Source organism: Chromobacterium sp. Panama (assembly GCF_003052555.1).
In the GTDB taxonomy this organism is placed as follows: Bacteria; Pseudomonadota; Gammaproteobacteria; order Burkholderiales; family Chromobacteriaceae; genus Chromobacterium.
In genome coordinates, this window is sequence record NZ_QARX01000001.1 from 4,817,725 (window position 1) to 4,837,157 (window position 19,433).

Annotated in this window: 23 protein-coding genes; 7 read left to right on the forward strand and 16 right to left on the reverse strand. The window is 64.8% G+C overall.

All coding sequences use genetic code 11. The features are described from left to right. Nucleotides 1-78: 78 nt before the first annotated feature. Nucleotides 79-651, reverse strand: coding sequence for an alpha/beta hydrolase (locus DB032_RS21675; protein WP_107801277.1), 573 nt, complete (start codon nt 649-651; stop codon nt 79-81). Between the two features lie 210 nt (nt 652-861). On the opposite strand from DB032_RS21675, the gene DB032_RS21680 reads away from it, so the two are divergent. Then, a complete protein-coding gene (locus tag DB032_RS21680; protein WP_107801278.1) occupies nt 862-1,860 on the forward strand; it encodes a sulfate ABC transporter substrate-binding protein in 999 nt (332 codons plus the stop codon). A 61-nt stretch (nt 1,861-1,921) separates the two neighbouring features. Here DB032_RS21680 and DB032_RS21685 read toward each other — a convergent pair whose 3' ends face one another. After that, on the reverse strand, nt 1,922-2,419 hold the full coding sequence (locus tag DB032_RS21685) for a M48 family metallopeptidase (RefSeq protein ID WP_107801279.1): 498 nt from the start codon (nt 2,417-2,419) through the stop codon (nt 1,922-1,924). Between the two features lie 54 nt (nt 2,420-2,473). Then, the gene (locus DB032_RS21690; protein ID WP_158274389.1) at nt 2,474-3,001 is read right to left on the reverse strand and encodes a GNAT family N-acetyltransferase; all 528 of its coding nucleotides are present in this window, start codon (nt 2,999-3,001) and stop codon (nt 2,474-2,476) included. A 114-nt stretch (nt 3,002-3,115) separates the two neighbouring features. On the opposite strand from DB032_RS21690, the gene DB032_RS21695 reads away from it, so the two are divergent. From DB032_RS21695 to DB032_RS24255, 3 genes are all read left to right on the forward strand, one after another. Next, nucleotides 3,116-3,421, forward strand: coding sequence for an antibiotic biosynthesis monooxygenase (locus DB032_RS21695; RefSeq protein WP_107801281.1), 306 nt, complete (start codon nt 3,116-3,118; stop codon nt 3,419-3,421). A 143-nt stretch (nt 3,422-3,564) separates the two neighbouring features. Further along, nucleotides 3,565-3,768 (forward strand): hypothetical protein, encoded by a 204-nt coding sequence (locus DB032_RS21700; protein ID WP_107801282.1) that lies wholly within the window; start codon nt 3,565-3,567, stop codon nt 3,766-3,768. Then, entirely contained in the window at nt 3,765-3,926 is a 162-nt protein-coding gene (locus DB032_RS24255) for a hypothetical protein (RefSeq protein ID WP_158274390.1), read from the forward strand. Before DB032_RS21700 ends, DB032_RS24255 begins: the two co-directional genes overlap by 4 nt. On the opposite strand, the gene DB032_RS21705 is transcribed toward DB032_RS24255, so the two are convergent. Both DB032_RS21705 and DB032_RS21710 read right to left on the reverse strand, forming a co-directional pair. Beyond that, on the reverse strand, nt 3,919-4,455 hold the full coding sequence (locus DB032_RS21705) for a YaeQ family protein (RefSeq protein ID WP_107801283.1): 537 nt from the start codon (nt 4,453-4,455) through the stop codon (nt 3,919-3,921). The genes DB032_RS24255 and DB032_RS21705 overlap by 8 nt on opposite strands. Before the next feature lie 237 nt (nt 4,456-4,692). After that, a complete protein-coding gene (locus DB032_RS21710; RefSeq protein ID WP_107801284.1) occupies nt 4,693-5,379 on the reverse strand; it encodes an MliC family protein in 687 nt (228 codons plus the stop codon). A gap of 378 nt (nt 5,380-5,757) precedes the next feature. Between DB032_RS21710 and DB032_RS21715 the strand changes: the two genes are divergently transcribed. Both DB032_RS21715 and DB032_RS21720 read left to right on the forward strand, forming a co-directional pair. Further along, on the forward strand, nt 5,758-7,191 hold the full coding sequence (locus DB032_RS21715; RefSeq protein WP_107801285.1) for a DEAD/DEAH box helicase: 1,434 nt from the start codon (nt 5,758-5,760) through the stop codon (nt 7,189-7,191). A 476-nt stretch (nt 7,192-7,667) separates the two neighbouring features. Then, on the forward strand, nt 7,668-8,468 hold the full coding sequence (locus DB032_RS21720; RefSeq protein WP_199225955.1) for an ABC transporter substrate-binding protein: 801 nt from the start codon (nt 7,668-7,670) through the stop codon (nt 8,466-8,468). 13 nt (nt 8,469-8,481) lie between these two features. Here the strand turns inward: DB032_RS21720 and DB032_RS21725 are convergent, their stop codons facing one another. Then, the gene (locus DB032_RS21725) at nt 8,482-9,093 is read right to left on the reverse strand and encodes an EAL and HDOD domain-containing protein (RefSeq protein WP_107801286.1); all 612 of its coding nucleotides are present in this window, start codon (nt 9,091-9,093) and stop codon (nt 8,482-8,484) included. A 138-nt stretch (nt 9,094-9,231) separates the two neighbouring features. On the opposite strand from DB032_RS21725, the gene DB032_RS21730 reads away from it, so the two are divergent. Continuing rightward, nucleotides 9,232-9,846, forward strand: a complete 615-nt coding sequence (locus tag DB032_RS21730; RefSeq protein WP_107801287.1) for a 3'-5' exonuclease — start codon at nt 9,232-9,234, stop codon at nt 9,844-9,846. A gap of 15 nt (nt 9,847-9,861) precedes the next feature. Here DB032_RS21730 and DB032_RS21735 read toward each other — a convergent pair whose 3' ends face one another. From DB032_RS21735 to gap, 10 genes are all read right to left on the reverse strand, one after another. Then, on the reverse strand, nt 9,862-11,553 hold the full coding sequence (locus DB032_RS21735; RefSeq protein ID WP_199225956.1) for a bifunctional UDP-sugar hydrolase/5'-nucleotidase: 1,692 nt from the start codon (nt 11,551-11,553) through the stop codon (nt 9,862-9,864). 179 nt (nt 11,554-11,732) lie between these two features. Beyond that, nucleotides 11,733-12,317: a molybdenum cofactor guanylyltransferase MobA gene (gene mobA / locus DB032_RS21740; RefSeq protein ID WP_107801289.1), complete on the reverse strand. Its 585-nt coding sequence runs from the start codon at nt 12,315-12,317 to the stop codon at nt 11,733-11,735. After that, nucleotides 12,314-12,772, reverse strand: a complete 459-nt coding sequence (gene moaE / locus DB032_RS21745) for a molybdopterin synthase catalytic subunit MoaE (RefSeq protein ID WP_107801290.1) — start codon at nt 12,770-12,772, stop codon at nt 12,314-12,316. The genes mobA and moaE overlap by 4 nt, the downstream gene beginning before the upstream one ends. Nucleotides 12,773-12,774: 2 nt before the next feature. Then, complete coding sequence (gene moaD / locus DB032_RS21750) at nt 12,775-13,026, reverse strand: molybdopterin converting factor subunit 1 (protein WP_107801291.1); 252 nt, start codon at nt 13,024-13,026, stop codon at nt 12,775-12,777. Nucleotides 13,027-13,100: 74 nt separating this feature from the next. Next, nucleotides 13,101-13,925, reverse strand: coding sequence for an arginase family protein (locus DB032_RS21755; protein ID WP_107801292.1), 825 nt, complete (start codon nt 13,923-13,925; stop codon nt 13,101-13,103). Nucleotides 13,926-14,043: 118 nt separating this feature from the next. Further along, on the reverse strand, nt 14,044-15,108 hold the full coding sequence (gene fba / locus DB032_RS21760) for a class II fructose-bisphosphate aldolase (protein WP_107801293.1): 1,065 nt from the start codon (nt 15,106-15,108) through the stop codon (nt 14,044-14,046). Between the two features lie 86 nt (nt 15,109-15,194). Further along, the gene (locus DB032_RS21765) at nt 15,195-15,824 is read right to left on the reverse strand and encodes a LysE family translocator (protein ID WP_107801294.1); all 630 of its coding nucleotides are present in this window, start codon (nt 15,822-15,824) and stop codon (nt 15,195-15,197) included. Nucleotides 15,825-15,914: 90 nt separating this feature from the next. Then, complete coding sequence (locus DB032_RS21770; RefSeq protein WP_107801295.1) at nt 15,915-17,090, reverse strand: phosphoglycerate kinase; 1,176 nt, start codon at nt 17,088-17,090, stop codon at nt 15,915-15,917. Further along, complete coding sequence (locus tag DB032_RS21775) at nt 17,077-18,192, reverse strand: zinc ribbon domain-containing protein (RefSeq protein WP_199225957.1); 1,116 nt, start codon at nt 18,190-18,192, stop codon at nt 17,077-17,079. The genes DB032_RS21770 and DB032_RS21775 overlap by 14 nt, the downstream gene beginning before the upstream one ends. A gap of 186 nt (nt 18,193-18,378) precedes the next feature. Further along, entirely contained in the window at nt 18,379-19,389 is a 1,011-nt protein-coding gene (gene gap / locus DB032_RS21780; RefSeq protein ID WP_048408492.1) for a type I glyceraldehyde-3-phosphate dehydrogenase, read from the reverse strand. Nucleotides 19,390-19,433 lie beyond the last annotated feature (44 nt).

The following is a 19,433-nucleotide window of genomic DNA, read 5'->3' on the forward strand; positions in this document are numbered from 1 at the left end:
GCAAGGCCTTGCGGCCGAAGCCGCGGATAGGCGAGCCCGCTATCGCCCGTCGCAAGGCGGCAGACAGTCAACCGCTTCTCAAGCCGCCTGGTTCAAGCTGGCCCTCACCCTTTGCGCCAGCAAATCCAGCTGCAGCCAGCCCTCCTCCCACTGCCCGTGGCCGGACTCCACATTGATGTGGCCGGCCTGGCGCAGCCAGGCGATGGGCGCGCGCCAGTAACCGGCCAGCCGCGCCGCGCGCGGGGTCTTGCAGAAGGGATCGTTGCTGCTCGCCACCATTCTGGCGGGAAACGGCAGGGCTTGGCGCGGCGTCGGCGCAAAGCCCATCAGCTCGCGCGGCACGAAGGGCCGCTCCACGTCCGCCGGCGCCACCAGCAAGGCGCCGGCGATCCGCCGCGGATGGCGCTGGGCGTAATGCGCCACCGCCACGCAACCCAGGCTGTGGGCGATGACGATGACCGGCTTGCGCGTCCGGTCCAGCGCCTGATCCAAACCCCGCAGCCAGTCGTCCAGCTGCGGCGCGTCCCAATCGCCCACCTCCACCCGCGCGGCGTTCAAGCGGCGTTGCCAATGGCTTTGCCAGTGCCGCGGGCCGGAGTTGCGCCAGCCGGGCTGAATGATCAAGTCGAAATCCGCCAGCGAAGGTTCCATCGCTCAGCTCCTCAAAGGGGGAACTCGCACTGTAGAATGACTTTGATATTCTTGGAAATGATATTGAACGAGAAACTTATTCCCGATTCCTCTAAAAGATTGCGCCATTACATAGACTTATTTGGAATTTAAAGATAAAAAACAATCACTTCTGGCGCTAAAACATTTCTGATTAGATGCATTCATCGCTTGCCTCCTCAGGACACCGCCATGCCACGTCATACCTTCCGCCACGCCCTGCTGTCTCTCGCCCTGTTCGGCGCCGCCGCGCCGCTGCTGGCCGCCGAGCTGCTCAACGTTTCTTACGACCCCACCCGCGAGCTGTATCAGGACGTCAACAAGGCTTTCGCCGAGCAATGGAAGAAACAGGGCGGCGACGTCGCCATCAAGCAATCGCACGGCGGCTCCGGCAAGCAATCGCTGGCCATCCAGCACGGCCTGGAAGCCGATGTGGCCACGCTGGCGCTGGCCTACGACATCGACGTGCTGGCGGACCAGGGCCTGCTGCCCAAGAACTGGCAAAGCCGGCTGCCGGACAATAGCTCGCCCTACACCTCCACCATCGTGTTCCTGGTGCGCAAGGGCAACCCCAAGGGCATCCGCGACTGGGGCGATCTGATCAAGCCCGGCATCCAGGTGATCACGCCCAATCCCAAAACCTCCGGCGGCGCGCGCTGGAATTATCTGGCGGCCTGGGGCTACGCGCTGAAGCAGCCCGGCGGCAACGAGGCCAAGGCCCGCGCCTATGTCGGCGAACTGTACAAGCATGTGCCGGTGCTGGACACCGGCGCGCGCGGCGCGACGCTGACCTTCGCCCAGCGCGGCTTGGGCGACGTGTTGCTGGCCTGGGAAAACGAGGCGGTGCTGGCGGTGAAGGAACTGGGTCCGGACAAATTCGACATCGTCACCCCTTCGCTGTCCATCCTGGCCGAACCGCCGGTGGCGGTGGTGGACAAGGTGGCCGACAAGAAAGGCAATCGCAAGCTGGCCGAAGCCTATCTGAAGTTCCTGTACACCCCGCAGGGACAGACCATCGCCGCGCAGAACTACTACCGGCCGCGCGACGCCAAGATCGCCGCGCAATACGCCGGCCAGTTCCCCAAGGTCAAGCTGTTCACGCTGAAAGACACTTTCGGCGATTGGCGCAGCGCCCAGCACAAACACTTCGCCGACGGCGGCGTGTTTGATCAGCTCATCACCAAGAAATAACCCGTCCCCCAACGCGAACAGCCCGGCAAAGCCGGGCTGTTGTCAATGCGGGAAACGCGGATCAGGCCGTCTGGCTTTCTCTCCAGGTCAGCCACACCCGCATGTCGAACTCCAGCTGGTGGTAGTCCGGCTCCATGTGGCAGCACAGCTGGTAGAAGGCCTTGTTGTGGTCCTTCTCCTTCAGGTGGGCCAGCTCATGCACCACGATCATGCGCAGGAAGGGCAAGGGCGCGTCGCGAAACAGCGCGGCGACGCGGATTTCGTTCTTGGTCTTCAGCTTGCCGCCCTGCACCCGCGACACAAAGGTATTGGTGCCCAGCGTGCCCTTGACCGGGTGCTGCTGGCTGTCGTACCTCACCTTGGCCGGCAAGGCGGCGTTCTTCAGATAACGCAGCTTGATCTCGGACACGTACTGATACAGCGCCTTGTCCGTCTGTACATCGTGGCTTTCCGGATACTTGCGCGCCAGCCAGCCGCCCAGCTGGCCGGAATCCAGCAGCGCCTGCACCTGGCCGAGCAAGGCGGCGGGATAATGCTGCAAATAGTTGAGGGTAGACATCGCGCCATTGTAAAACGACTGCGCGATCAGGTGTTGCCGCGGCGCAAACCGGCATTACAGCAAGCAGGACGGGTCGTCCCACTGATAACTGAGCGCCAGCGCGCGCCGGCCGCCGACGGTGTCCACCTCGCAAGGCGCGGACGCCTCGCCGCCCAGCGCCCGGTAAAAGGCGCAGGCGTCCCGGTTGGCCTGGTAGGCCCACAGGAACAAGGGCCGTCCCGGCGCGACGCGCAAGGCCTCCGCCGCCGCCGCCGCCATCAAGGCGCGGCCGATGCCGCGTCCCTGCTGCCCGGCCTTCACATGCAGATTATCCAGATACACGCCCCGCTCCGGCGCCTCATCCGGCAATAGGCAAACAAAACCCGCCGGCTCATCCTGCCACAGCGCCAGCCGCACCCACAGCGCGCCCGGCGCGGCGAAGCGCTCCCGCCACATGGCCAGGCGTTCGTCCGCGGCGCGCAAATCCAGGTATTCGTCCGGCAAGATGCCGCGATAATGCTCTTGCCAACTGGCGACATGCAGCGCCGCGATCCGCTCGGCGTCCCGAGCGTCGGCCGCTCGCAACAACAAACCCTGATTCATGTTCGCTCCCCTTGCCGCGGTGGTTCCACACCGGCGGTCCAACTGGCTCTGGCCAAGGCCGCCGGCAATCGAGACAATACCGATACCGCCTACCTTATGCGAGGAAGACTTTCCATGCATGTCGTGATTTTTCGCGCCGCCACGCGGCAACTGGATGCGGAATACTCCGCGGTCGCCCAGCAGATGCGCCAACTGGCCATGGAGCGCTTCGGCTGCCTCGCCTTTGTTTCCGCCTGTGAGGACGGGCAGGAAATCGCCTTGTCCTACTGGCCGGACGCTGACAGCATCCGCGCCTGGAAGGCGCATGCCGACCACGTGCTGGCGCAGCAACTGGGACGGGAGCGCTGGTATCGGCAATACCGGGTGGAGGTGGCCTGTATCGAACGCAGCTATGAATGGACCTTGGACGCGTCAGACTGAAGTCCGCGGCATGGCGCTGTTTCACGTGGAACCGGACCGCGGCGCGACTAGCCGCTTTTTATCCGCGCCCGCGCTTTCTTTAGCCGCTTTTTACGCGCCGGAGCCTAGCATGCAGCCAAGATCCCACTGCGAGGCCCTTGCCGATGAGCGCAAGCAAACCCGTCCGCCGCGCGCTGCCGACGCGCGGCATTCCCGACTATCTGCCGGACGATGACGCGGCGCCCTTGGCGCTGCGCCGTTATATTCTCAACGCCCGCTTTCCGGCCGCGCCCGCTCGGACCCCGCCCGATGGCGGCTGGCGAGCGTCCTTGCGCGCCTGGTGGCGCTTGGTGAGCGCGCGGCGATGAAGCGCGGCGATCTCGCCCTGCGCCACCGCCGGCTATTGCACGCCTACGCCCAGGCCCGCCATCAGGATAGGCCCTGGCTCAAACGCAAGACGCGGCTGCCGCGCGCGGCCCAAACGGGCTTGCTGCAGCGGCTGCGCGCCTGGCTACGCCTTATTTGAGCCGCAGCGGCTCCACCAGCACATTGTTGGACTCGTCGGCCAGCCACATCTGACCGTCCTGGATGGTGGCGCTCAACTGCATGCTGCGCTGGCAGATGGCGACCAGCTCCGCCAGCGTGGCCGTCTCGACGCGAAACACGCTGAGCTTGTCCAGCCGGGCCAGCTTGTTCTCCATCTGCGGCCACCACACTTCGCTGGCGCGGCCGCCGTAGCTGTACAACACCACGCGCTCGGCGCGGCTGCACGCTTTCTTCAGCCGTTTTTCGTCGGGCTCGCCCAGTTCCACCCACAGCTCGATCTCGTCGGCATAGTTTTTCTGCCACAACTCGGGCTCGTCGTCGGCGCTCAGACCGCGGCTGAATTGCAGGGTTTCGCTGGCGTTGAGCGCAAAGGCGGCCAGACGCAGCATCATGCGTTCCACGGTTTCGGACGGATGCTGGGCCAGCGTCAGCTGATGACTGGCGTAATAGCCGCGATCCATGTCGGATACGGCGAGATTGGCTTTATAAATGGTGGCGGACAGGGCCATGCGGAAACCGGCTTTGCGAAAAAAGAAGCCATTGTACGGGGCCGCCGGCCATTGCGCCCGTTCAATCGCTAGACGGCGGGGCGCGCCGCCATGAACGGCCTCTTAGAACGCGTTTACGATCTCGCAAGCTAGAGCGAGACAAGGCGAAAACGGCTGAGAAAGCGGAGTGTACACACGGTACGAAGCGGTACTCACCGTGTGACGTCTGACGACGCGCAGCAGATCGTAAACAGGTTCTTAAGGCGAAGGCTGGCTGGAGCAGTCCAAAGGTTCGCCGCGCCAGGTGATGCTGGCCTCGCGGCCCTTGATCCACAGTTCCAGCCCCGGCGCCGCGTAACGCGCGCCGCTGCCGCTCAGGCCCTGATGCAGAATGGCGGTGGAGCCGTTGTACTCCAGCTTCACCGTGGGCGGGTGGGTGCGATAGAAGGTGGCCAGCACGGTGCGGGTGGCGTTGCCCTTGCAGACATAGCGCAAGGGCGTCAGCGACGGCGCCAGCCCCCAGGCCGCCTGCAATTGGGTGATGCGCATGATGTAGACGTCGCCCAGACACATATGCATGTCCTCGGTCTTGACGCAGTCCTTCAGACTTTTGACCCAGCGGCGCTGCTCGGCGATCAGCTTGGCCTCGGCCCCCGGCCGGCCTTGCTGGGCCTGTTCCAGCGCCAGGGCGTAGACCTTTTCCAGCCGATTGTCCTGGCGGGTCAGGCTGTCGTCCTGGCACACCATGGCCTCCACCGGATTGCCCGGCTTTTCGCAATTGAAATCGGTCGCCGCCGGCGGATTGGCCTCCGCCGTGTCCTCTGCGATCCTGCCGCTCTCCGCCGCGCGGCCGTGGCCGCCTTCCGACCCGCCCTTGCCGGCGGCCAGCGCCAAGGCCGGACACAATATGATCAAGCCGACCAGCCTATGGGCGGATCCAGGCATACCGATTTCCTCTGAACTGCGTTATTCGCCGCCCATGCCGGGCGGACACATCAAAACAGGGCATCTCTCCGCCGCGGGCCGATGCGCTCAACCCCGGCGACGTGACAGCATGATACCAGTTCGCCCATTCGCATTTATTAATAATATCGGCCGTCAAAAAGGCTTTTCGCGGCTCAGGATTCCGTTGGAATGGATATGACAATGCCGCGACAAGTTCCCAAACCGACAATTTGAAGGTAAACTCCGGCCTCTCGCGCGCAATTCCAATCTTTGCGCGTCGCGCGCGCCTCATCCCGAAGCGCCCATCGCATCCCTAACTTTTTCCCGTCAGCCTGGATTGGTTCGCACATACTGCGATAGGCCGTCGCAGGAGCAAACATGTCCACACTCACCTTTGCCGACCTCGGTCTGGCCGAATCCCTGTTGCGCGCCGTCAGCGAAACCGGTTACACCACCCCCACCCCGATCCAGGCCCAAGCCATCCCGCAAGTGCTGCAAGGCGGCGATCTGCTGGCCGCGGCCCAGACCGGCACCGGCAAAACCGCCGGCTTCACCCTGCCCTTGCTGCAGCTGCTGATGGGCAAGCCGTCCACCCAGCCGGGCCGTCCGCGCGCGCTGGTGCTGACGCCCACCCGCGAGCTGGCCGCTCAGGTGGAGGAGTCGGTGCAAACCTACGGCAAATACCTGCCGCTCAAATCCATGGTGATGTTCGGCGGCGTCAACATCAACCCGCAAACCCGCGAACTGCGCAAGCCGCTGGACATCCTGGTGGCCACCCCCGGCCGCCTGCTGGACCACGCCGGCCAGCGCAACATCGATTTGTCCGGCGTTGAGATCCTGGTGCTGGACGAAGCCGACCGCATGCTGGACATGGGCTTCATCCACGACATCCGCAAAGTGCTGGCGCTGCTGCCGGCCAAGCGCCAGAACCTGCTGTTCTCCGCCACCTTCTCCGACGAGATCAAGGGCCTGGCCGATCGTCTGCTGGACAGCCCCAAGCTGGTGGAAGTGGCGCGCCGCAACACCACCAACGAGCTGGTGGATCAGAAGATCCACCTGGTGGACCGCGACCGCAAAACCGATCTGCTGATCCATCTGATCAAGGAACACAACTGGTTCCAGGCGCTGGTGTTCACCCGCACCAAGCACGGCGCCAACCGTCTGGCGGAAAAACTGGACAAGACCGGCATCCCCGCCGCCGCGATTCACGGCAACAAGAGCCAGAACGCGCGTACCCGCGCGCTGGCCGACTTCAAGAGCGGCGAATTGCAGGTGCTGGTCGCCACCGACATCGCCGCGCGCGGCCTGGACATCGACCAACTGCCGCACGTGGTCAACTTCGAACTGCCCAATGTGCCGGAAGACTACGTGCACCGCATCGGCCGCACCGGCCGCGCCGGCAGCAGGGGCGAGGCGGTGTCCCTGGTCTGCGTGGACGAGTTCAGCTTCCTGAAAGACATCGAGAAGCTCACCAAGCAATCGATCGAGCGCTTCGCGGTGCCGGGCTTCGAGGCCGATCTGTCGGTGAAGCCGGAACCCATCCCGATGGGCGGCGGCAACCGCCGCGGCCAGCCGCAACGCCAGGGCGGCGGCGGCAAACCGCGCCACCAGCCGGACAGCAAGCCCACCGGCCACGGCCATCGCTCGCCGGCGTCCAAGCCGCGCCAGGGTCAAGGACAGGGTCAGGCCAAAAACGCCACAACCGGCCAGCCGGGTCAGCGCTCGTCGCAAGGCCAGGGTCAGGGCCAGCGCGGCAAGCCCGCCTCCTCGCGTCCGAGCTCGGCGCTGTTCAGCCCGCCGAAAGGCCGCTAAGAACCAGTTCAGTCTGCTGTGCTTCGGCGATACGGCGTTGAAAACCAGCTCAAAATGCTCATGTACCACGTGTACATTCCGCTTTTTCGCTTGTTTTCGCCTTGTCCCGCCTTTGCTCGCGAGACTTTGAACAGGCTCTAAGACCCGCTAACAAAACCCCTGATCCAGCGTTGCACCTCCTTGTCGTACGACTTGTACTGCCTACGTCGGCGCGCCTTGGCTCAGGTTCTCTGCGAGGTTTGGTTAGCGGCTCTAAGCCCGCGCAAGCGGCGCCGCGCCCTTGCGGCGCGGCCGCCACCGCGCTTCTTCGCCGACCCCGCGGCGATGGAAGCGCTTTACGCCGGACGCCAAACCTGCCTACGATTCAGCAATAGGCCCTTGGGGCCGACAACAATATCGAGCGGAGACGGCGCGCGCCGCGCTCCGCACGGGCAGCACGCATGCCGCGCGCACAGATCGAGCAAGGATTCGGGGAAATGATGAGACTTCGCAGCTGGCTGCTGGGCAGCCTGGCTGTAGTCCTGCTGGCGGCAGCTCAGCCGCAGGCCGCGCCACGTCTGAAAATCACCCTGTCCAACCAGGAGTGGCCGCCCTATATGGGCAAGGAACTGCCGTACGACGGCATTTTGTCGCGTTTGGTCAAAGAGGCCTTCGCCCGCGCCAACGTCGACGTCGCCTTCCGTTACTACCCCAACAACCGCACGCTGCAATCGGCGCGCAACGGCACCGTGGACGGCAGCTTCGGCTGGGCGCCGACGCCGGAACGCAAACAGGACCTGCTGTTCACCCAACCGGTGTTGCATGCGCGCATGGTGTTTTTCCAGCGCCGCAGCGCCAGTTTTCCCTGGAACGATCTGTCCAATCTGCGCCACGCGCGGGTGGGCGTCACGGTCGGCAACTTCTATTCCGACGAGTTCAACCGGCAGGTCAAGGCCGGCCACCTGATTCCGGACATGGCGCCGGACGACGTCACCAATCTGCGCAAGCTGCTGGCCGGCCGCATCGACTTATTCCCCATCGACGTGGAAGTGGGCCAATACCTGATCGCCCGCAACTTCCAGCCGCGGCTGGCCCAGCAATTGGAGCCGCAGAGCAAATCGTTCTGGGTGGCGCCGCTGCACGTGGTGATCTGGCGCAAACACCGCCAGGGCCCGGAGTTGGTGGAACGTTTCAATCGCGGCCTGAAGGCCTTGCAGGACAGCGGGGAGTTCGAGCGCATCGTGGCGGAGACCCGCGCCGCCAGTCTGGCCTACCACAAACCGATCAAGGCCCAGTGAAGCGAAAACGGCGCTAAGGCGCGTCCGCGCTGCTCAACACCACCGGCCGGCCGTGAAAATAGCCCTGGAACCAATGGAAGCCCAGCGCGCGGCAACGTTCGAACTGCTCGCGGCTGTCCACCTTTTCCGCCAGCAGGATGCCGTCGAAATCGCTCAATTGCGCCATCAGCTCCGGCAAGCGTTCCGCTTCCACCGCCGCCACGTCCACTTTGACGATGTCCACCAGCGGCAGCATCGCCGCCTGATCCGGCCCCAGGTGGATCACGTCGTCCAACGCCAGGCGAAAGCCGCGCTGACGCAACAAGGCCATGCGTTGCAGCAAGTCCTGGGTGACGGTCACCGTTTCCAGGATTTCCAACACCAGCCGCTCCGCCGGCAATTGGTCCAGGATGGGATCTTGCAACAAATCGGCGCTGGCGTTGATGAAGCCGGGGAACTGGCCCAACACATCCGCGCAGCCCAGCTCTCCGAAGGCGTTGCGCAGCACCTCGGCGCTGGCGAGCAGATCGTCGCGCACCAAGGCGAAATTGGCCGGGCTGGAACGGAACAATAGTTCATAGGCCACCAGCTGCTGCTGGCGGTCGACGATTGCCTGCCGGCCAAGATAACGTGAAGAATTAGGCATGCCGACGATACTACAGGATATTGCCGCCGCTGTTGGGCATCTCCTGCTTGTGCCGTCAAAAAATATGACAGCTTATGCCTGACCATCGTCATTAAATGCGGTAAGGTTGCAAATTACCCTCAAGTCAGCGAGTCCGCCATGTTGCCAACCCGACAAATTCCCCGCGAGGAGATCAAGGTGCTGCCGCTGTTCGCCGGCCTGACGCCGGAACAGGTGCGGCTGGCCGCCACGCCGGAGCTGGCCGCCGCCGCGTTGCGGGACCTGGCCGGCTGCGCGGAGCTGGGCTTCGACACCGAATCCCGCCCCACTTTCCACAAGGGCGAAAAACCGACCGGTCCGCACCTGGTCCAGCTGGCCTGCGACGACCGCGCCTGGCTGTTCCCGGTGCAGGACGGCCAGTGCGCGCCGGAGCTGAAAACCCTGCTGGAAGACCCTCAGCGGCTCTTGGTGGGCTTCGAGCTCAGTTCGGACCAGACGCTGCTGCAACAGCGGCTGGGCATCCGCTGCGGCCGGGTGCTGGACCTGGTGGACCACTTCTCCAGCGACGATGCGCGCATCACCGTCGGCGCGGTGCAGGCGGTGGCGCGGCTGTTCGGCCAGTACTTTCGCAAATCCAAGAAGCTGTCCACCACCAACTGGTCCAAACTGCCGCTGACGCCGGCGCAACAAGCCTACGCCGGCAACGACGCCTGGGTGGCGTTGCGGGTGTACCGCGAGCTGGACGCCCGCGGCGGTTTGCGGCGCGGCGGCTGAAGCCGCGCCGGAACATCAAGGCAGCCGCGTGATGCGGTTCAGCGCCGGCACCGCCACTGGCGAAGCGCTGGCGAAATAGCTCTCCAGCACGTCCACGTCCACGCCGCCGCCCACCCGGTTGCTCCCCTGGGTCAGCACGGTGAAGCCGTCGCCGCCGCCGGCGATGAAGTTGTTGACCTGCACCCGGTAGCTGGCCTGCGGATCGATGGCCACGCCGTTGATCTTGATGCTGGCGATGTCCACCTTGGCGCCCGCCGGCGCCGACAGGCTCCAGCTATAGCTGAATCCCTTGGACACTTGCAGAATCTTGACCTTGGACGGATCGCTCCATTGCTGCTCCAGCAGCTGGTCGATCTGCGCGCCGCTCAGGGTCAGCGTGGTCATCACATTGCCGAAGGGCTGGGTGGTGAACAATTGGTTGTACGTCACAGCGCCGCCGACGCCGGGAAGGATGTCGGCGCGCACGCCGCCCGGATTCATGAAGGCCACCACCGCGCCCTGGGCGGCGCCGGCCGCCAATTGCGCGTCGGCCACCACGTCGCCCAGCGCGGTTTCGCCGGCCGCGGACGGAGTGCGGTCCAGGGCGCCCGCCGCCTGGCCCACCACGCGGTTGGCCACCGGGGCCACCAAATCCTTGTACAGCTTAACCAGATTGCTGACCGAGGCCAGCGGCGCGATGTCGCGCGCCACCACCCGGTTCTGCGCCTGGATGGAACCGGGCTTGACGTCGCGGGTGGCCGGGTCCAGCACGAAGTCGATCTCGGTGAACAACTGACCGTAGTTCTTGGCGCTGGTCACCCGGCGGCCGTCGATCACGCAGTTGTAGGCCTGATGGGTGTGGCCGGTGACCACCAGCTTCACCGCCGGGTCCAGCTTCTTGACGATGTCGACGATGGGGCCGGACACGCCGTTGCATTCATTGAAATTGCCGCTTTGATAGCCGCCCTCGTGCACCACCACCACCACGGCGGACACGCCCTGACGTTTCAGTTGCGGAATCAGCTGGTTCACCGTGGCCGCCTCGTCCTGGAAGCTCAAGCCCTTGATGCCGTCCGGCGACACGATTTCCGGCGTGCCTTTCAGCGTCATGCCGATGAAGGCCACCGGGATGCCGCCGAACTTCTTGATCTCGTAAGCGGGGAACAAGGTGCCGCCGTCGCTTTTCTTGACGTTGGCCGCCAGAAACTTGAACTTGGCTCCGGCGAACTTGCCGTTCTGGCAGGAGGTGGTGGGCGCGCCCGTCTTGCAGCCGCCGTTCTGCATGCGCAGCAATTCCTGCTGGCCGTCGTCGAACTCATGGTTGCCGACGGCGTTGAGGTCCAGGCCCAGCAGATTCATCGCCTCGATGGTGGGCTCGTCGTGGAACAGGCCGGACACCAGCGGGCTGGCGCCGATCAGATCGCCGGCCGACACCACCACGGTGTTGGGCGATTTGGCGCGCAGCGCCTGCACCCAGGCCGCCAGGTAATCAACGCCGCCGGCGTTGATCTTGATCGTCTTGCTCGGGTCGGCCGGATCCGGCACCGTCAGTTGGCCAGGCATGTCCAGATTGCCGTGGAAATCGTTGAAGGCGATCATCTTCACCGCCACCGGCTGGCGCGAGACGCCGGTGTTCTGGTCGCCCGGCCCCCAGCCGCCGGAGCCGGCGGAACAGCCGAACAGCGCCAGGCTCGCCGCCAGGCACAAGCTCATGGTTTTCAGTTTCACGAAACGCATCCTTGTCTTGTTTGTTGTCGCGCGCGCCGGCGCCACCGGCCGCGACCGAATGAGGAGACGTCCGTCCACTGCCATGGACCGCGATGGACGCTCCGATCGCGCGCACTATAGCAAAACAAAATGACAAAGAGTTAAAACTTTCATAATGCGAAACAAATCGCCATGCGGCCTCAGTCGGCGCGCGGCTCCGACTCCAGCGCCGCCAGCGCATCCGCAGTGTTGAGATTGGGAAAGAGATGGTCGAAGCCGACTTCGACATGGTTAAGACCGGCCAGCCAACCGCGGATGGAACGGCCGCCGCCGGCCAGATAGGCGGCCAGTCCGGCGCGGAGGCCGGGCCCCAGCGCCAGTAGGCTGGGATGCCAGCCTTCGCGGTCGCGCGCGCTGGCGGCCTGGCGGCCGTTCGCCACTTCCGCCAGCAGCCGGCGCGAGAAATCGGCCGGCAGCCGCACCGCGTCGCAAGGCATCACCAGCCAGACCCCGCCGTCCTCGCGCTCCAAGGCCGCCAGCACCCCGGCCAGCGGCCCCGGATAATCCGGCAGGCTGTCCGGCAGCAGCGGGCAGCCAAAGCCGGCGTACACGTCCAGATTGCGATTGGCCGAGATCCACACCCGTTCGGGCGGCGGCGTCTGCGCGGACAAGGCGGACAAGGCGTGCGCCAGCAGCGGCCGCCCGGACAATATCGCCAGGCCCTTGTCGACGCCGCCCATGCGCGTGGCGCGGCCGCCGGCCAGAATCAGCGCCTGGTGGCTCATTGCCAGCGTTCCGCCGCCTGGGCGTCGCTGTGTTTGGCCTCCACCCAGCGCTCGCGGCCGTCCGCCAGGATTTCCTTTTTCCAGAACGGCGCGTCCTGCTTCAGATAGTCCATCAGGAATTCCGCGGCGGCGAAGGCGTCGCGGCGGTGGCTGCTGGCCACCGCCACCAGCACGATGGGCTCGCCCAGCGCCAGCCGCCCCACGCGATGGATGACGGTGGCCGCCTGCAGCGGCCAACGCCGGCGCGCTTCCTCCACGATGGCCTCCAAGGCCTTTTCGGTCATGCCCGGATAATGCTCCAGCTCCAGCGCCGTCACATCGCGGCTGTCGCCGTAATCGCGCACCAACCCGCTGAAGCTGACCACCGCGCCGCAGGCCGGGTTGCCGGACAGCGCGTCGATTTCCACGCCGGCGCTGAAACGCTGCGGCTGCACCCGCACCGTGAACGCGTCCATGCTCATCCTCCGGTCACCGGCGGGAACACCGCCACTTCGTCGCCGTCGCTCAGAACGGAGTCCAACCGCGCCATCTGCTGGTTCACCGCCACGCGGAACACCCGGTCGGCGGCCAGTTCCCGCGACCAGGCCTCGCCGCGCAGCCGCAACTCCACCAGCAGTTCCTCCACCGTGGCCGCGTCGCTGTCCAAATGTTCGCTCTCCAGGCCGAACTCGTCCCGCAAGCGGGCAAAATACAAAAGATTCAGTTTCATCGCCTGCCTCTGCGCAGTTGAGCGGATACCGCAGTGTAAGCAATCCGCGCCGGGCCTCCAATACGTCAAGGTGGCTAGGCCAGACTGGAACGCAAGCGCCGCAGCAAGGCACCAGCGGTCGCCGCATCCTCCACACGCCCCGCCGTACACTCGGTCACGCCAGCCCCCACTAGAGTGACACGCTCAGTAATCGCGTCGATCACCTGATGCAGTCTTTCCAAGGCCAGTCCCCCGGGTGTTGGACAGCACACCCAAGGATGGCTTTCCGGGTCTAACACATCCAAATCCAGGTGGATATAACAAGGCCAGCCGGGATTCAACGCCTCTGCAACGCAGCCGGGGTTCTCCGCCATCGCCTCCACGCTGAACAAACGCAGCCGCGTAGCGTCTATCCAATCCCGTTCCGCGGTGTCCAAATTGCGTTGACCGGCCAGGATCACTTGCTCCGATGCTAGCTTCGTGCTCAGCAGCGCCAGCATCAACGGGTGCCCTTCTCCCATCAGCAAGCGCAAGGGCATGCCATGAAAGTGTCCGCTGGGCGAACTGGCCGGGGTATTCAAATCTCCATGCGCGTCCAGCCAGACCACATTGAGCCGGCCCTGCAAACAATGGTTCAGATAAGCCAGCGGCGCCACCTCTACACCGCAATCCCCGCCGCAAACCAGGAGCCGCTCCGGCTGCCGTTGTTGCAGCAACCGCCAGCAAGATTGCTGCTGCGCCAGCAAAGCCTCTAGATGATCGATGCCATCCTGTCGTTCCGTTGCCGGCGTCGCCGTCAATGCCACCCGTTGCGCAGAGATCAAGCCCGCCGCCTGCTGCGCATGGATCGCGCCTTCCGCCAATGCCTGACACGCTCCAGTCCCCTGCCACTGTGGAAACACGATTTCCAAATACCCCATTGCCCCCTCCTGACGCCAGAGTAAAGAACCAGCCTAATGCGCCGGTGGGGACAAGTCATGGCGCAATGCAAAAAGCCGCTCTGACGAGCGGCTTTAGGAATGCACGATGCGGCGACGCTTACTTAACGATCTGCGCCAGCTCGCCCTTCAGGTATTTATTGGCCATGGCGTCCAGGTTGATCGCCTTGATCTTGCTGGCCTGACCGGCGGAACCGAACGCCTCGTAGCGGGCGATACAGATGTCGCGCATCGCGTCGGTGGACACTTTCAGGTATTTGCGCGGATCGAACTCGGCCGGATGCTGGGCCAGGAAGCGGCGGATGGCGCCGGTGGAGGCCAGGCGCAGGTCGGTGTCGATATTGACCTTGCGCACGCCGTGCTTGATGCCTTCCACGATCTCTTCCACCGGCACGCCGTAGGTTTCGCCCAGATCGCCGCCGAACTCGTTGATGATCTGCAGCCATTCCTGCGGCACGCTGGAGGAGCCGTGCATCACCAGGTGGGTGTTGGGGATGCGGGCGTGGATTTCCTTGATGCGGTCGATACGCAGCACGTCGCCGGTGGGCTTCTTGCTGAATTTGTAAGCGCCGTGGCTGGTGCCGATGGCGATGGCCAACGCGTCCACGCCGGTGTCCTTGACGAACTGGGCGGCCTCTTCCGGATCGGTCAGCAGCTGGCTGTGGTCCAGCACGCCTTCGGCGCCCACGCCGTCTTCTTCGCCGGCCATGCCGGTTTCCAGGCTGCCCAGGCAGCCGATCTCGCCTTCCACCGACACGCCGCAGGCGTGGGCGAAATTAACCACGGTGCGGGTCACGTCCACGTTGTAGGCGTAATCGGCCGGGGTCTTGCCGTCGCTTTTCAGCGAGCCGTCCATCATCACCGAGGAGAAGCCGAGCTGGATAGAACGCTGGCACACGTCCGGGCTGGTGCCGTGGTCCTGGTGCATCACCACCGGGATGTGCGGAAACTCTTCCACCGCGGCCAGGATCATGTGGCGCAGGAAGGGCGCGCCGGCGTATTTGCGCGCGCCGGCGGAGGCCTGCACGATCACCGGGGCGTTCACCTTGTCGGCGGCCTCCATGATGGCGCGCATCTGCTCCAGGTTGTTGACGTTGAAGGCCGGCAGGCCGTAGCCGAATTCCGCTGCGTGGTCCAGCAGCTGACGCATGGAAACGAGAGCCATGGTGTTCAATCTCCGCAAACTGCTCCGCCGGGGCGGAGCATGGTTGGCGCCCGGACCGCGCGGCGGCCCGAGGCGAATTCATCAATTCAGTGTCTGGACACGCCGGACAACAACAGGCCGGCGCCGACGAAAGCGCCGCCGGACACTTTGTTGACCAGCTTGAGGCGCCGCGCGCTGTTCAGCCAGCCGGCCAAACGCGCGCCGCCGCCGGCGTAAGCCAGCTGCCAGGACGCCTCGATCACGTAAAACGTCGCCGCCAGGATCGCCAACTGCGGCCCCTGCGGCTGCTGCGCGTTCATGAACTGCGGGAACAGCGCGGTAAAAAAGATAAAGGCCTTGGGATTGCTCATCGCCACCAGAAAACCGGTGCGGAACATGCCCCAGGGCGTGTGCTTGCCGGCCGCCGCCTCGCGGATTTCCTCCACCGGCTGCGGCTGGCTGCGCCAGGTCTTGATCCCCAGATAGATCAAATACGCGGCGCCGGCGTATTTTACCAAGGAAAACAGCAGTTCGGAGGTGGCCAGCACCGCGCCCAGTCCGGCGGCGGAGCCGAACATGATCAAACCCAGCGCCGTCATCAGGCCAAGACAAGTCATCAGCGTGCGCCGCACCCCGTAGTGAATGCCGTGGGTCATCGCCAGCAGCATATTGGGGCCGGGCGTGGCCGAGACGAAAAACACAGTGGTGACGAACAGCAACCAGGTATTGAGCGACATGGATATCTCCGGCGGGTGGGCCATCAGAATGAAACGGCGGCGAATACGCCAGTGTAACGCAAGCCATTCATCCCGATAGCCTTTTTCCCCTCAGCCCGCGCGCTCGGCCAGGATGGCCACCGCCGGCAACTCCTTGCCTTCCAGGAACTCCAGGAAGGCGCCGCCGCCGGTGGAGATGTAGCTGATGTCGTCGGTGATGCCGTACTTGGCGATGGCGGCCAGGGTGTCGCCGCCGCCGGCGATGGAGAAGGCCGGCGAAGCCGCGATGGCCTGGGCCAGGGTCTTGGTGCCGCCGCCGAACTGCTCGAACTCGAACACGCCCACCGGGCCGTTCCACACCACGGTGCCGGCCTGGGCGATGATGGCGGCCAGCGCCTGCGCGGAATCCGGGCCGATGTCCAGAATCATGTCGTCGGCCTCCACCTCCGCCGCGCTCTTGGTCACGGCGGCGGCGGTTTCGGCGAACTCCTTGGCGCAGACCACGTCAGCCGGCAACGGCACATCGCCGCCGCGGGCGCGAATCTTGGCGATCACTTTTTTGGCTTCGTCCACCAGCTCGGCCTCGGCCAGCGATTTGCCTATGGCCTTGCCCTCGGCCAGCAAGAAGGTGTTGGCGATGCCGCCGCCCACGATCAACTGGTCCACCTTGTCGGCCAGCGATTCCAGAATGGTCAGCTTGGTGGACACCTTGGAGCCGGCGACAATGGCCACCAGCGGCCGCGCCGGCGCTTGCAAGGCCTTGCCCAGCGCTTCCAGCTCGGCGGAGAGCAGCACGCCGGCGCAGGCGGCCGGCGCGAACTGGGCCACCGCGTGGGTGGAGGCTTCGGCGCGATGGGCGGTGCCGAAAGCGTCGTTGACGAACACGTCGCACAAGGCGGCGTAGGCGCGGCCCAGGTCGGCGTTGTTCTTTTTCTCGCCCTTGTTCAGGCGCACGTTTTCCAGCATCGCCACTTCGCCGGGCGCCACGCTAAGGCCGGACTGCCAGTCCGCCACCAGGCGCACCGGCCGGCCCAGCAGGCCGGACAGGCGCTCCACCACCGGCGCCAGGCTGTCTTCCGGCTTGGGCTCGCCCTCGGTGGGGCGGCCCAGATGGGTCATCAGGATCACGCCGGCGCCGGCCTTCAGGCACAGTTCGATGGACGGCAGGCTGGCGCGGATGCGGGTGTCGTCGCCGATAACGCCGTTTTTCACCGGCACGTTCATGTCCACGCGGATCAGCACGCGCTTGCCGGCCAGGGCCTGTTCGGAAAGTTTATTGAATTTCATCGTTCGCTCGCTCGGGTTTGGATTCGCTTGTCGATTGATTCATCGGCGCAGGCTCCGGCTTGGCGCCGGGGCGGCCGCATTTTTTGCAGTACGGAAAAAAGGCGAAATTGCGCGCGCCGCAGTCGCAGCCGCGGAACAGCTGCAGGCCGCAGTGCACGCAGTAGTCGGCGTCGTCGCCGGCAATATTGTATTGATGGTCGCAGGACGGGCAAGTTTTCTTCTGGTAGGCGCCCAAGGCCTGGGCGTAGGCCACGTGGCGCGCGCGCTCGCTCTGGCTTTGCTGCAGCTCGGCGCGCTTTTTCTCGGCGTAGCGCTGGAAGGCCTGGATCATGCGCAGGCCGGCGAACACCGTCAGCGCGATGCCGACGGCCAGCCGCACATAGCCGCCGAAATTGGGCAGATAGGGCAGCAGTTCGACGAAGAAGGCGAACAGCGCGAACAGGCCGAAGCCGTAAACGAAGAACCAGTAGCGATGCGTCCGATAGCGGCTGAACAGCCATACCGCCAGCAAGAGCAGCGGCAAGATCACCGCCAGCCGCAGCAGGAAGACTTTCAACTCGAAACGCTGGTAGGCCTGCTGGTAACGGTCCTGGGCGACGGCATCCACCCGGGCGATCTCTTCTTGCAGCGTTTGCCGGCTCCGCTCCAGCGCGCGCAGGCCGTCGCTCGCCCGGTCTTCCTTCTGCTGCCATTGCAGGATTTGCGCCTGCAGGGCGTCCAGTTCCCGGGTGCGGCGGCTGACTTCGGCGCTTTGCCGCGGATCGGCGCTGGCGGCGCGGCTGGCCAGCCAGTTGGCCAGGCCCTTGCGCTGAGTCTGGTAATTGCGTTCCAGCTGCTCGCGGGTGGCGCCGAGGTTTTCCAGCTGGGCGCGCTGCGCGTCGTTCTGGCGCTGCAAGACCTGCTGCCGCTGCCGCAGCGGCTCGATGCCGGCCTGCCGCTGCAGCGTTTCCAGCTGCGGCGGGCCGCCGTCCGGCACGTAGAACAGATCGCGGATCACCAGCTCGCCCAGATTGGACAGAAAGCCGGCGAACACCAAAGCTACCAGCCAGGAGGCCAGCCGGACCCATTTTTCCGGGCGGGACAATGCTTGGTTCTGTCGCATGCTGCTCTCCTGTGACGGCGGTTCAGCGGGGGGCGATATCGGCGATCGCCCGGCAAGTGTATGCCAAAAAAACGGCCCTACCTTAACACCAATCAAATGCCGGTGGATGTAGCGCCCGCGCTAGCGGACGCAAAAAATCCGGGCCGGCAACGCATGCCGGCCCGGATTTCCTGGATCACTTCGTCGTCAGCAAGCGAACATCGCGCGCGCGGTACGCAGCATCTGGCAGCTGAAACCCCATTCATTGTCGTACCAGGCCAGCACTTTCACCATATTGCCGCCGGTCACCTTGGTCAGCGTGGAATCGAAGGTGGAGGCCTCCTCGGTGTGGTTGAAGTCGCCGGACACCAGCGGCAGGGTGTTGTAGCCCAGGATGCCCTTCATCGCGCCGTTGGACGCTTCCTTCAGGATGTCGTTGACCTCGTCCTTGGTGGTGTCGCGCGCGGCGCTGAACGTCAGGTCCACCAGCGACACGTTGATGGTGGGCACGCGCACCGAGAAACCGTCCAGCTTGCCCTTCAGTTCCGGCAGCACCAGGCCCACGGCCTTCGCCGCGCCGGTCTTGGTCGGAATCATATTGTCGGTGGCGGAGCGGGCGCGGCGCAAGTCCTTGTGCTTGACGTCGGTCAGCACCTGGTCGTTGGTAAAGGCGTGGATGGTGGTCATCAGGCCTTTCTTGATGCCGATGGCCTGGTGCAGCGCCTTGGCCACCGGGGCCAGGCAGTTGGTGGTGCAGCTGGCGTTGGACACCACGGTCATTTCCGGCTTCAGCACGTCGTGATTGACGCCGTAAACGATGGTGGCGTCGACATCGTCGCCGCCCGGCGCGGAAATCAGCACCTTCTTGGCGCCGGCGTCCAGGTGGGCCTGGCATTTTTCCTTGCTGGTGAAGGCGCCGGTGCATTCCAGCACCAGATCCACGTCCAGCGCTTTCCACGGCAGTTCCGCCGGGTTGCGGGTGCTGAAGAACGGGATTTTGTCGCCGTTCAGGATCAGGTGGGCGTCGTCCTGCTCGACCTCGCCGGGGAAACGGCCGTGCACGGTGTCGAACTTGGTCAGGTGGGCATTGATGTTGAGATCGCCGGTGGCGTTGACGGCCACTACTTTGAAATCGTCATGCAGCTGGTTTTCGTAGATGGCGCGCAGTACCTGGCGGCCGATGCGGCCGTAACCATTGATGGCGATGCGGATAGTCATGCTTCTAAATCTCCTGGGGACGATCCGGAGCGCCCGGTTTCCCG

Coding starts and splice junctions, on each gene's coding strand:
- DB032_RS21675 (WP_107801277.1), bottom strand. CDS start 651: ATGGAACCTTCGCTGGCGGATTTCGACTTGATCATTCAGCCCGGCTGG.
- DB032_RS21680 (WP_107801278.1), top strand. CDS start 862: ATGCCACGTCATACCTTCCGCCACGCCCTGCTGTCTCTCGCCCTGTTC.
- DB032_RS21685 (WP_107801279.1), bottom strand. CDS start 2,419: ATGTCTACCCTCAACTATTTGCAGCATTATCCCGCCGCCTTGCTCGGC.
- DB032_RS21690 (WP_158274389.1), bottom strand. CDS start 3,001: ATGAATCAGGGTTTGTTGTTGCGAGCGGCCGACGCTCGGGACGCCGAG.
- DB032_RS21695 (WP_107801281.1), top strand. CDS start 3,116: ATGCATGTCGTGATTTTTCGCGCCGCCACGCGGCAACTGGATGCGGAA.
- DB032_RS21700 (WP_107801282.1), top strand. CDS start 3,565: ATGAGCGCAAGCAAACCCGTCCGCCGCGCGCTGCCGACGCGCGGCATT.
- DB032_RS24255 (WP_158274390.1), top strand. CDS start 3,765: ATGAAGCGCGGCGATCTCGCCCTGCGCCACCGCCGGCTATTGCACGCC.
- DB032_RS21705 (WP_107801283.1), bottom strand. CDS start 4,455: ATGGCCCTGTCCGCCACCATTTATAAAGCCAATCTCGCCGTATCCGAC.
- DB032_RS21710 (WP_107801284.1), bottom strand. CDS start 5,379: ATGCCTGGATCCGCCCATAGGCTGGTCGGCTTGATCATATTGTGTCCG.
- DB032_RS21715 (WP_107801285.1), top strand. CDS start 5,758: ATGTCCACACTCACCTTTGCCGACCTCGGTCTGGCCGAATCCCTGTTG.
- DB032_RS21720 (WP_199225955.1), top strand. CDS start 7,668: ATGATGAGACTTCGCAGCTGGCTGCTGGGCAGCCTGGCTGTAGTCCTG.
- DB032_RS21725 (WP_107801286.1), bottom strand. CDS start 9,093: ATGCCTAATTCTTCACGTTATCTTGGCCGGCAGGCAATCGTCGACCGC.
- DB032_RS21730 (WP_107801287.1), top strand. CDS start 9,232: ATGTTGCCAACCCGACAAATTCCCCGCGAGGAGATCAAGGTGCTGCCG.
- mobA (WP_107801289.1), bottom strand. CDS start 12,317: ATGAGCCACCAGGCGCTGATTCTGGCCGGCGGCCGCGCCACGCGCATG.
- moaE (WP_107801290.1), bottom strand. CDS start 12,772: ATGGACGCGTTCACGGTGCGGGTGCAGCCGCAGCGTTTCAGCGCCGGC.
- moaD (WP_107801291.1), bottom strand. CDS start 13,026: ATGAAACTGAATCTTTTGTATTTTGCCCGCTTGCGGGACGAGTTCGGC.
- DB032_RS21755 (WP_107801292.1), bottom strand. CDS start 13,925: ATGGGGTATTTGGAAATCGTGTTTCCACAGTGGCAGGGGACTGGAGCG.
- fba (WP_107801293.1), bottom strand. CDS start 15,108: ATGGCTCTCGTTTCCATGCGTCAGCTGCTGGACCACGCAGCGGAATTC.
- DB032_RS21765 (WP_107801294.1), bottom strand. CDS start 15,824: ATGTCGCTCAATACCTGGTTGCTGTTCGTCACCACTGTGTTTTTCGTC.
- DB032_RS21770 (WP_107801295.1), bottom strand. CDS start 17,090: ATGAAATTCAATAAACTTTCCGAACAGGCCCTGGCCGGCAAGCGCGTG.
- DB032_RS21775 (WP_199225957.1), bottom strand. CDS start 18,192: ATGCGACAGAACCAAGCATTGTCCCGCCCGGAAAAATGGGTCCGGCTG.
- gap (WP_048408492.1), bottom strand. CDS start 19,389: ATGACTATCCGCATCGCCATCAATGGTTACGGCCGCATCGGCCGCCAG.